At 60.4% G+C, this 11,155-nt stretch carries 10 protein-coding genes and 1 tRNA gene; 5 read left to right on the top strand and 6 right to left on the bottom strand.

All coding sequences use genetic code 11. The annotated features are described in order from the left end of the window. The 3 genes from AB7E65_RS09295 to AB7E65_RS09285 form a co-directional block, all read left to right on the top strand. Positions 1–1,062 (top strand): hypothetical protein (locus tag AB7E65_RS09295; protein WP_428745746.1); only part of this gene is annotated, 1,062 nt, incomplete at its 5' end. Between the two features lie 28 nt (positions 1,063–1,090). After that, on the top strand, positions 1,091–1,837 hold the full coding sequence (mqnB, locus tag AB7E65_RS09290; protein ID WP_072286648.1) for a futalosine hydrolase: 747 nt from the start codon (positions 1,091–1,093) through the stop codon (positions 1,835–1,837). A gap of 2 nt (positions 1,838–1,839) precedes the next feature. Beyond that, positions 1,840–2,673, top strand: a complete 834-nt coding sequence (locus tag AB7E65_RS09285; protein ID WP_428745745.1) for a 1,4-dihydroxy-6-naphthoate synthase — start codon at positions 1,840–1,842, stop codon at positions 2,671–2,673. An 89-nt stretch (positions 2,674–2,762) separates the two neighbouring features. Here AB7E65_RS09285 and serA read toward each other — a convergent pair whose 3' ends face one another. The 6 genes from serA to AB7E65_RS09255 form a co-directional block, all read right to left on the bottom strand. Beyond that, a complete protein-coding gene (gene serA, locus AB7E65_RS09280; protein WP_072286646.1) occupies positions 2,763–4,370 on the bottom strand; it encodes a phosphoglycerate dehydrogenase in 1,608 nt (535 codons plus the stop codon). A gap of 262 nt (positions 4,371–4,632) precedes the next feature. Beyond that, a complete protein-coding gene (locus AB7E65_RS09275) occupies positions 4,633–4,890 on the bottom strand; it encodes a hypothetical protein (RefSeq protein WP_072286645.1) in 258 nt (85 codons plus the stop codon). Between the two features lie 12 nt (positions 4,891–4,902). Then, complete coding sequence (gene aroF / locus AB7E65_RS09270; RefSeq protein ID WP_072286644.1) at positions 4,903–5,922, bottom strand: 3-deoxy-7-phosphoheptulonate synthase; 1,020 nt, start codon at positions 5,920–5,922, stop codon at positions 4,903–4,905. Between the two features lie 314 nt (positions 5,923–6,236). Next, positions 6,237–7,676: a trehalose-6-phosphate synthase gene (locus AB7E65_RS09265; RefSeq protein ID WP_320362199.1), complete on the bottom strand. Its 1,440-nt coding sequence runs from the start codon at positions 7,674–7,676 to the stop codon at positions 6,237–6,239. A 58-nt stretch (positions 7,677–7,734) separates the two neighbouring features. After that, complete coding sequence (locus AB7E65_RS09260) at positions 7,735–8,997, bottom strand: glycosyltransferase (protein ID WP_428745744.1); 1,263 nt, start codon at positions 8,995–8,997, stop codon at positions 7,735–7,737. Further along, positions 8,997–9,668 carry a DUF5752 family protein gene (locus tag AB7E65_RS09255; RefSeq protein ID WP_072286641.1) on the bottom strand — a complete coding sequence of 224 codons (672 nt, stop codon included), beginning with the start codon at positions 9,666–9,668 and terminating at the stop codon, positions 8,997–8,999. Before AB7E65_RS09255 ends, AB7E65_RS09260 begins: the two co-directional genes overlap by 1 nt. A gap of 168 nt (positions 9,669–9,836) precedes the next feature. On the opposite strand from AB7E65_RS09255, the gene AB7E65_RS09250 reads away from it, so the two are divergent. Beyond that, positions 9,837–9,912 (top strand) — tRNA-Phe (locus AB7E65_RS09250). Positions 9,913–10,345: 433 nt separating this feature from the next. Continuing rightward, on the top strand, positions 10,346–11,155 hold an 810-nt coding region (gene otsB / locus AB7E65_RS09245; RefSeq protein ID WP_428745743.1), incomplete at its 3' end, for a trehalose-phosphatase.

Here is an 11,155-nt window from a genome sequence, read left to right as displayed (position 1 = left end):
AATTTCCCTCTCGGCATCCACCCCTGGCCCAGCGAAAGGCGGCGCCTGCGGCGTCTGCGCGGCGGTTACACCTTCAGTCTGCTGGAAAATTCCAGCGACAGCTACCGGTTCACCATCATGGCCGAAGCCGGCCGGATCGAGCGGCTGTTTCACGCTTTCGCCGCCGCCATGCCCGAGGAATGTTTCTTTATTCTGGAATACTACGCCGACGAGCAGGAGCAGCCGACCGAGGAAAACGCCGAGCCCTTGCTCTATTATTCACCCTACATGCCCAAGGAAGATATTCTCGAAGCCGTACAGCCCTATCTTTCGCGGCTGGTGCATGACGGCTTCGTCGGTTTTGGCATCGCCAACAACCAGGTCGGGATGGAGTGGTTTTTTTCCGAGGAAAAAATCATCACCTGCTTCACCTGCAACCACATCCGGGTCATGGATATCCTGGGGCAATGCGACCTGGCCTACAACCCCCGGCAGCTTTTCACCTCCGACCTGGGGCACGACCACCTGTCGCTGCTCTGTTATCGGCCCGGTACCCTGCCGGGAATACTTTCGCGCTTTAACGAGCAGGCTCTCGACTATCTGAATTTCTGCGCCGAAATCACGGAAGAGCTGGAAATGTACCCCGTGGAGGACGACATTTCCTTCTTTTTGTCGTGCAAGGAGCAGCAGCAGATCGAACAGCGCCTGCGTGAGCATCCGGATTTCGACGGCCTGGCGGATGAGGAATTCGGCGATTTGCTGTTGAGCTGGAACGATTTCGTCCAGGAATGCGAAGACGGTTTCGAAGGCACCCTCGAAGATTACCATGACGGCCTGCGCCTGCGGGATCTGATTCAGTACGTCATCGAGGGGGTACCGCCGCTGCTCGCCCGCAAGCTCAACGAGGTGGTGGCCGACCCCGACCGCAGGCTGCGCCACAACCTGATCGATTGCCGCAAGCGCCTCGACGCGCCCCAGAACCTGTCGTTGCGCGAAGAGCGTTTCTGGTACGGCGGCATGGTCCGCAAGCAGGGCGTGGTGCTGCGACGCGACCTTATCCGCCAGGGGTGGTTCCAGCCATGAGCCCGGTCCTGCATGAAAGCCCGAAACCGTGATTGCGATCGTGGCAGCGGTGCCGGAAGAAACCGCGCTGCTGCGTCGCAGGCTGTTCCCCTGCGAGGTGCGCCGCTGCGGCCATCGCGACCTGTACTGCGGCAGTATGTTCGGACACAAGCTGACGGTGCTGCATACCGGTATCGGTAAAATCAACGCCGCGTCCGCCGTAACCGTCATGCTGGAACGGGAAAAACCCGAGATGCTGATCCTTACCGGCTGTTGCGGAGCCTACCCCGGACAGGGGCTGGCCACCGGGGATCTTCTGCTGGCCACCGAGGAAATCAGCGCCGACGAGGGGGTATTGACACCGGAAGGTTTCCGGGATTTCGGCAGTATCGGCTTTACCCTGCTGCGCAGCAAGGGGTTTGAATGCAGAAGCCGCTGTACCGTGGAAAGCAGGTTGCGGGAAAGCGCCCTTCCGCACCTGGAAAGATTCGCCGTGGAGGGGGGGCTTCATCTGAAATCCGGCCCCATGGTGACGGTTTCCACCTGTTCGGGAACCCTGCAGTCCGGCAGGGAATTGCAGCAGCGCACCGGAGGTTTGGGCGAAAACATGGAAGGCGCGGCGGTGGCCCAGGTCTGCGAACAATACCAGGTGCCCTTCCTTGAACTGCGCGGCGTATCCAACCTGGTCGAGGACCGGGACCTCTCCCGATGGGACCTCGAAGGAGCCGCCGGTGGCGTCCAGCAGGCTTTGATGGCCCTGCTGCGCGGCTGGTTTTCACCGATCCTGCGGGCCTGACCATGCACAAAACCATCCGCCTTGGCTTCTCTGCCTGCCCCAACGATACCGCCATATTTCACGGATTGATCAGCGGCCTTGTCCCCCTGCCGGGACTGCACCTGCACCACCGCATTGAAGACGTGGACACCCTCAACCGGCTGGCGGCAAACGGCAAGCTCGATGTCACCAAGGTATCCATGCATGCCTTCGGTCAGCTGCGTTCCGAATACGTCCTGCTGCGCAGCGGCGCGGCGCTGGGCCGGGGTTGCGGGCCGCTGGTGGTGGCCCGCCAGCCGCTGGCCCCGGAGGAACTCGGCGGCCGGCGCATCGCGGTCCCCGGCAACCTCACCACCGCTACCCTGCTGATGCGACTGTTCGGAATCGACGCATCCTGCCTGGTACAGATGCCGTTTGACGCCATTTTACCCGCCGTCACCACAGGCCAGGTCGATGCCGGGGTGCTGATTCACGAAGCGCGTTTCACCTGCGAAGTTCGAGGCGTTTTCAGGGTTCTGGATCTGGGCGTCTGGTGGCAGTCCCTGACCGGGCTGCCCCTGCCTCTGGGGGGCATAGCGGCGCGCCGCTGCCTCGGCGATACCCTTCATCGGCAACTGGAAGGGGCCATCCAGCGCAGCATCGATGTCTTTCGTGCGCAGCCGCAGCGGGCGGCGGATTTTATCCGGGAAAACGCCCGGGAACAGGACGAGAAGGTACTCGAAGGCCATATCGGCCTGTATGTCAACGACTTCACCCGCTGTCTGGACAAAACCGGCGAGGCGGCGATCGGGGAACTCTTGTGCCGCGCCGAAGCCGGCGGCATTCTGCCCCCCTGCCCCGGCGGCATATTTCGGTAAACGCCGCCAGCAGGGCAACCATTTCCAAAAAAAGCGGCCTGCTATCCACAGGCCGCTTTTTCGTTTGATTTGGCAGAGTCGCCTCCGCATCAATCGATGCAGCTGGCATTCTCCATATGGATGGCGCGAATGAAAGCCGCATCGACGCTGGCGGCAAGGCGGTCGATGACTTCGGCGGGAACCGGCGTATCGACGGACAGCACCACCATCGCCTCTCCCGCTTTGGCCCGGCGGCCGAGATTCATGGAGCCGATGTTGATGCCGGCCTCGCCGAGAATCGTGCCAATTTTACCGATCAGACCAAGCTTGTCCGCGTAACTGATGACCAGCATGTGCTCCTCGGGTTGGAAATCGGTATTGAAGTCGCGCATCTTGACGATTTTCGGCATACCCTCGAATATGGTTCCAGCGACGGTGCGGCGCCCGGCGGGGGTCGCGAGGGTAATGGTGATGAGGTTGGAAAAGGATTCCGCCTCGGTCGAAGACACGGTTTCGACGCAGATGCCCATCTGTTCGGCGATCAGCTGGGAATTCACCATGTTGACCTCCTGCTCGGTGGCGCGGTTGAGCAGCGCCGCCAGCCCGCAGACGGTCAGAGGAGAACAATCGTAACGGGCCAGCTTGCCGTTATAGGTGAAGGTCACCTTGCTCGGGTTGGCCGGCGCCAGCTGCACGATGAACTCGCCCATCTGCTGAATCAACGACAGAAAAGGCTGCATCACCTGCATCAGTTCGGCGTCGAATTTGGGAATGTTCACCGCGCTCTCCAGCGGCTGTCCATCCAGATAACGGACAATCTCCTTGCTGACATCGACGGCCACGTTTTTCTGCGCTTCAAAGGTATTGGCGCCAAGATGGGGAGTGACAACCATGAGCGGGTGGGCGATCAACTGCCTGACCAGCTCGGAACGGGGCGGTTCCTCACTGAAAACGTCAAAGGCGGCGCCGGCGGCCTTGCCGCTCTGCAACGCGGCAAGCATGGCGGCTTCGTTGACGATCTCGCCCCGTGCGCAGTTGACGATGATGACGCCGTCCTTCATGGCATCGAAATGGCGGGCATTGATCATGTCGATGGTCTCGGCATTGCGGGGACAGTGCAGAGAGACGATATCCGCATAGCGCACGATCTCCTCCAGTCCGACCAGTTTGACGCCGAGATCCTCGGCCCGCTTGGGAGAAATATAGGGGTCGCAGGCCAGCACGGTCATTTCAAAGGCTTTGGCGCGCAGGGCCACCCGGCCGCCGACCTTGCCAAGACCGATAATGCCCAGGGTCTTGTCCTTGAGTTCTCTGCCGGTAAACGGCGCCCGCTTCCACTCTCCGCTCTTCAGGGAGGCGCTGGCAACCGGTACGTTGCGGCACAGGGACAGCATCAGCGCCATGGAATGTTCGGCGGCGGAGTTGACGTTGCCGTAAGGGGCGTTGACCACGATAATGCCGCGACTGCTGGCGGCATCCACATCGACATTGTCGATACCGACCCCCGCCCGGGCCACAATCTTGAGCCTTCGGCCGTGTTCGAGCAGTGCCGCGTCAACGGTGGTGCCGCTGCGGGTGATCATCGCATCGAAGCGACCGACGATTCGATGCAGCTCCTCGGGGGTCAGCCCCAGGCGGATTTCAAGCTCGATACGGGGATCGTCCAGCAGAGGCTGCAGACCTTCCTGGGAAATTTCATCGGTAATCAGGACTTTCATGGGAATTCCTTGCGGTTACGGAGCACGCGGCCAATATCTCTTCAGGACGGATTGTGCCAAAGCACAATCCCCAGGGCGCGCCCTCGATATACAGGTTACTCAATCCGTATGGTGTCTTTCCGGTTGCAGAGGGGCCATAGCGCCCCGGCCACCTTCCGGAAGGATTTTCGGGAAAAGGCTTTCGGAGAGGCAGAAAAAGAGAGCACTATACAAAAAAACGGCCGGCCTTTCAATAAGCAAGAAGGCCGGCCGACGCTGCTGGTTACTTGACGACCCGGAAGCGGCCCGGACCGGGCACCGGCGGAGGTTCGGGCGGAGGCTCCTCCGGGGACGCACTCTCCATGCCGGGCAGCGTGCCCGACTGCACCATCTTGTCCAGGGAATCCGCAATGGCCAGGCACTGTTTCATGCATACCCGCCGCACCGGGCAGGTTCCGCAATCGGCTTCACCACCGGCCACACGCAGGGCGTGAATGACCAGGGCGACGCTTTCCGGCTGATTGAGAGGGATAAGGAACATGACGACAATCCTTTACAAATCGCGGTCGGCAGCCGCAGCGAAACGGCGCAGCTTGTCCATCACGGCGGCAAACCCGGCCGGCGTCAGGGACTGGGGACCATCACAGGATGCGGTTTCCGGATGGTTGTGAACCTCCACCAGCAGCCCGTCACAGCCGGCCGCCACGGCGGCATAGCACATGGAGGGCACCAGGCTGGCATGACCGGTGGCATGGGACGGATCGATCACCACCGGCAGATGGGTCTGCTCCTTGAGCACGGGCACCGCCGAAAGATCCAGGGTATTGCGGGTGGCGGTTTCAAAGGTGCGAATGCCGCGCTCGCAAAGCACCACGCGCTGATTGCCCTCGGAAAGAATATACTCGGCGCTCATCAAAAATTCCTGGATGGTGGTGGCCATGCCGCGTTTGAGCAGCACCGGCTTGTCCTGCTGACCGAGCAGGCGCAACAGCGGGAAATTCTGCACATTGCGGGCACCAACCTGAAGGATGTCAGCGTAGCGGGCGACCAGGTCGACATCCCGGGGGTTGACCACCTCGGTCACGATCGGCAGACCGGTGGCTTCCCGGGCCGCCGCAAGCAGTTTCAGACCCTCTTCCTCCATGCCCTGAAACGCATAGGGACTGGTGCGTGGCTTGAAAGCACCGCCGCGCAGCACCCTGGCGCCCGCGGCCTTCACCGCCCTGGCGGTTTCCAGCAGCTGCTCTTCGCCCTCCACCGAGCAGGGCCCCGCCATGACCAGCAGTTCCCGGCCGCCAACCGTCACGCCGGGAGCCAGTTCAAAAACGCTCGGCTCCGGTCTGATTTCGCGGCTGGCCAGCTTGTAAGGCTTCAGGATCGGCACCACGGCCTCGACGCAAGGCAGCGACTCCAGCGATTGCAGCACCGCCTTGCCGCGCTCGTCGCCGACGGCGCCGATCACGTCCCGTGCCTCACCGTGTATGACATGGGCCTTGTAGCCGAGATCCCGGACGCGCTTTTTGACTTCCGCCAGCGCTTCCTTGCCGGCGTCTTTTTTCATGACGATGATCATGTCTTTTGCTCCTCTGGTGGGTGAAGGGCTGACCGGCTTCCGACTGCTTTCTCCCTTGACCACCAAAAGAAAACCACGGATGAGCCGTTAAGCATCAACCCGTGGTTGTTTGAATGTCGTGCTGTGGGGCGCTACGTCCTCAGACACCTGCCGCGGGTCGATGGCTCATAAAGAACCCAAAAAACCCGAACCAGAAAAAACTGCCGTAACTGCTGAGAGAAGGCGTCCGCATGGCGATCCCCTGAATAATTTGAATGTCTTACCTGTAGCAGAGAACCGCCTGGAAGGCAAGCGGAAACCGAGAGCCTGGCCCATTATCCATCATCATCCTCGTCATCCCCGGCTTCCACGAAGCGCCGCAGCCAGCGATGCACATCGTTGCGGCGGATTTCGGAGCGCAACTGTGCCATGCGCTGCCGACGCTCCTCGGGATCCATGGTAAACGCCCGGTAAATGGCGTCCGCCGTTCCGTCGGTGTCGTAAGGGTTGACCAGCAGGGCGTGCTTGCCAAGCTGGTCGGCGGCTCCGGCGAATTCGCTGAGGATCAGCACACCGTTGTTTTCCACCGAACTGGCGCAATATTCCTTGGCGACAAGGTTCATGCCATCCCGCAGCGGCGTAACCAGGGCGATTTCCGAGGTGCGATAGCGCGCCAGCAGCTGCACCCTCTCCAGACAGCGGAAAACATAATGGATCGGCACCCATTCCGGCTGTCCGAAGCGCGCATTGATACGCCCCGCAAGCTGGTCCAGCAGTTCCTTGAGGTTGGCGTAATCGGGAACCAGCGTGCGGCTGGGGATCACAACCTGCAGCAAGGAGATGCGCCGCATCAGGGCCGGATATTTTTCCAGCGCCCGCTCGAAAGCCAGAAACCGCTCCGGGATCCCCTTGGTGTAATCAAGGCGGTCGATGCCCAGCATCAGCTGCCGGCCGCGCAGGTTTTCATGCAGATACCAGGCGGCGTCTTCCACCTCGCGGGAACGGGCAAAATCGTCGAATTCGACAAAGTCGATGCTGATCGGATAATGTCCAACCTTGATGACACGCTCGCCGAGTCGCAACAGGGTATGATGCCGCTGACGGCTGACGATCTCCAGCTCCGGCATCAGCATGGCCGCGGTCTGGACAAAGTTGCGCCGGTCCCGCAGGGTCTGAAAGCCGATCTGGTCGTAGGCAAGAAGCCCCTGAATCAGCTGATTTTTCCACGGCAGGCGCCGAAAAAGGTCCGGAGACGGAAACGGGATGTGCAGAAAAAACGCCAGGCGATCCGACCTGCCCATGGCCCGCAGGTGGGATCCGACCAGCATCAGCTGGTAATCGTGCACCCAGATAAAATCTTCGGATCGTGCCTGTTCGTCAATTACCGCGGCGAATTTCCGATTAACGGCATCGTAGGCCTGCCAATGCGACAGCTCGAAATGGCAGTTGCCGAGCAGATCGTGAAACAGCGGCCAGACGGCGCTGTTGGAAAAGCCCCGATAATAGCGTTCCACCTCCTGTTCGGCCAGAGGCACGGGCACCAGCCGGTAACCCTGCTGTTGCTCGAATTCTTGCAGCAGGCTGCCAAGAGGGGCGTCGTCACCGCAACCGGGCCAGCCGATCCACACCCCGTGATTTTCGCGCATGACCGGCGCCAGCGCCGTGACCAGGCCGCCTGTGCCGGGCTTGACGGACCAGGTTTCCCGGCCCTGTGCGATAACGGCGGGCAATCTGTTGGAAATGATCAACAGGCGTTTGGACAGGATTGAAGGCATCGCGCAACACTCCTCAAAAATCAGAAACTCGTGCCGGAACACTCGACCACAGAACCAATCACCCGACCATCATCCGCTCCCGGCCCCCTGCCTGCAGGCTCACCAGCAATGTCAGATATTCCCGTAAATGGCGTGTGATAAGGAAATTGTCGAGGACAAAGCGGCGGGCCCGTTCGCCCATCTGCCGTCGCAGGCGCCCGTTATGCAGCAGATAGCGGATGCGCAGGGCCGCGCCTTCCGGAGTGCGCACCAGGAATCCGGTATAGTGGTTGAAAACCTGAAGACGTATTCCGCCGGTGTCGCCGCCAATGACCGGCCGGCCCTTCCACATGCCTTCCGTCACGGTCAGGCCAAAACCCTCGCGCAGTGATTTCTGGATCACGATATCCGCGGCGCGCTGCAGGGCGTTGATGGTGCGATGGGCATCCGCCGGCAGCAACAGCACATGAATATCGGGGTGCCCTTCGGCCTGCTGCCGGACCTCCTCGAGAACCGCCTGCCCTTCCGGATCGTCACTGGCTTCGCCCCCGGCCAGCACCAGCTGCAGCGGCGTCAGCTTGGCAGCCATCCGACAGGCCCGAATAACGCCGACAGGATCCTTGAAGCGGTCATAGCGTGAAACCTGCAGCACCATCGGGCGTTCGGGATCCAGGTCGAAACGGTCATAAACCTTTTCGATTTCGGCGTCGGGAAGGTCGCGGTTTTTCTCGCTCAGAGGATCGATGCTCGGCGCGATGATGTATTGCGGATGCGGCAACGGCTGCGCAAACTCCGGCAGCGAGAAGATACTTGCGTCATAAGCCGACAGGAATGGCCGCAGGTATTTCCAGACCGGGCGAAACGGCTGCCTCACGTCGATATGGCAACGCCAGATCCATTGGCCCCGGCGCTCGGGAAAATGCTTCAGCAGCGCGGCCGGTTGCGGATCGTGAATAAACACGAAATCGGCCTGTTCCAGGATCGGTTTGAGCCGTTCGGCGCACCGTGCATTGGTTTCTTCATAAGCCTCCAGCAGCTTGTCGGAAAGCCGGATATCCATGCCCTGCAGGGCGTTGTGAAAGCTCTTGGTGCAGGCGTAGAACGCCGGCGTGCCTTCGATCACTTCCCAACGGGCATCGATGCCGAGAGCTTTTTTCAGTGGTATCAGCTTCTGCAGGATCTCCGCGACACCGCCTCCCTCCCGGGTCGAATTGACATGCACCACGCGCGCCCCTTTCAGAGACGCCGCGAGCTGTTCCAGGTGCTGGATCACGCAGGCGCCGGTCACCGCGGCATAGCGACCCAGAAATTCATCATCCCGGTAGTGGATAGAGGCGCACATCAGGGTTGCTCCTCGAAAAACGCCTGAAACAACGAAGCGACGCGAGCGCGAATTTCGTCCAGTGAAGAAAAATACGGATCAAAACCGCACAGGCGCAGGCGCAGGCTTTCATAGCGGTCACCGAAGCCGGCCAGCCAGGCGGAAAAATCGTCGCAGCGCTGACGGGTACGGCTGCGGGCATCGATGAAATGGTAATAGATGCAGCCCGTGGACAGGGACGGCAGATAAGCGGTCAGATCCCGCGGGTCGCCGAAGCGCAGTCCGGTATCGAACACCACGATCTGCGAATGCAGGAAGTGGAACAGCTGATCGGCCCGCGCCCAGGGGATCATTTCGCTTTCGTCGAGATGCTTTTCCACGGTATCGATCAACTCCAGGCGCAAGGTTTCGAGGTCGGGGAAATCGGTCGGCAAGGTCATGCTCAGCTGTTCCGCCAGGGACTTGTCATGTAGTCCGTGATAGGCCCAGGAGGCAAAATCGTTATTGTACTCCGGTTCGTCAAACTGCGGACGCAGCAGACGGCCCCAGAAATGGTGATCGATACTGCCGACCGGCACCTTTTCCAGCGCATCGCGAAACTCCCGCAGATTTTGCACCCTGATGCCGGTCGAAAGGGTGATCAAGGCGCAGTCTTTGACTTCAAATGGCGCTGTCTCCGCTGTATCCGGCATGATGCAACTCCCGCGCGACGATCGGGCATGGAGGTTTGCAAACGAATTCGGTCATCCATAAAAGGATAACATATGCTCGTCCGGAGGCAATTTGCCGGCCCGTTTACGGCCCTTCCATGTTTTTGCTTGACAGAGAAGGACGAATTCTTTATAAACGGAACTCGCATTGCCCAGATAGCTCAGTCGGTAGAGCAGAGGACTGAAAATCCTCGTGTCGGCAGTTCGATTCTGTCTCTGGGCACCATTTACACATCAAAAGGGTTGGCTTACCGAAGCCAACCCTTTTTTTATTTATCTGGTTTTCATCCGGAAACGGTCCTTTTCCGCCGTGGCGGCGTCAATCCGCAGGCTTGCTTGTGCGGCGTACCGATGTACGCCTCCGCGCAACCCCTTGATTCCCTTGCCACAACGAAAAATTGCTCGTTTCCCATATGCAAACTACGCTGTATCCATCCGGAGTTTCCGGATGGATACTATCTGATGTCTCAGGTGACACGCCGTTCGATTTCGATCCGCTTTGCGGGGCTCTTTTTGGCACGACCGTGCAACAGGGCAAGACAATCCGCTTCCAAAAAGGCTGAAAAAATCTGTGGTATAGTGACTTCGAAAGTGGCTGCCGGAAGATCCGGCGCAAGGTGATGGCGATTTTGCCGGAAACGACGATGCGGGAGGCGGGCATGACAGAATCAGGTGGATTGATCCGGTCGGACGCGTTGCCTTCGGTGCTGGAGCACATGGAGGACCTGAAAAAACGTCTTCGAAATAAACGGCCTGTGGTTTTTATCGATTATGACGGCACCCTGACACCGATCGTGGACAGGCCCGAGCGGGCGGAGCTGCCGGCAGAGACACGCCGGGTGCTGCGGGTACTGTCGGATAAATGTCCCGTGGCGATTGTGAGCGGCCGCGACCTGGCGGATGTCCGCAACCGGGTAGCCGTTGAAAAAATCCATTATGCGGGCAGCCACGGTTTCGAGATTGCCGGCCCCGACGGACAGATCGAGTTGCAGCAGGGCCGCGACTGCCTGCCCTCCCTGGACCAGGCCGAGAAGGCTCTGCGCCAGGGCCTTGCCTCCATCCCCTGCTGCCAGATCGAGCGCAAGCGCTTCGCCATTGCCGTGCATTTCCGCAGGGCGGCCGCCGACCAGTTTGCCGGAATTGCGGCGGTTGTAAATGAAGTGGCCGCGGGCTACCGGGATCTGCGCCGTACCGGGGGAAAAATGATCCTCGAACTGCGACCTGCCGCCGATTGGGACAAGGGTCGTGCCTTGCAATGGATTCTCAGGCAATGGCAACTGGGCGGCAAGGATGTACTGCCCTTGTACCTCGGCGACGACCTGACCGACGAGGATGCCTTTCGCTGTCTGCGCCGCACGGGCGTCGCCATCCTGGTCAGGGATGAGGTGCGCCCCTCCGCGGCCCATTATGCCGTCGAAAACCCCGATGAAGTTCAGCGATTCCTGCAGGAACTGGCCGTTCTTCTGCCT

The organism is Syntrophotalea sp. (genome assembly GCF_050253115.1).
Classification (GTDB): Bacteria; Desulfobacterota; Desulfuromonadia; order Desulfuromonadales; family Syntrophotaleaceae; genus Syntrophotalea; species Syntrophotalea acetylenica.
This window is presented reverse-complemented; position numbering and strand designations above follow the sequence as displayed.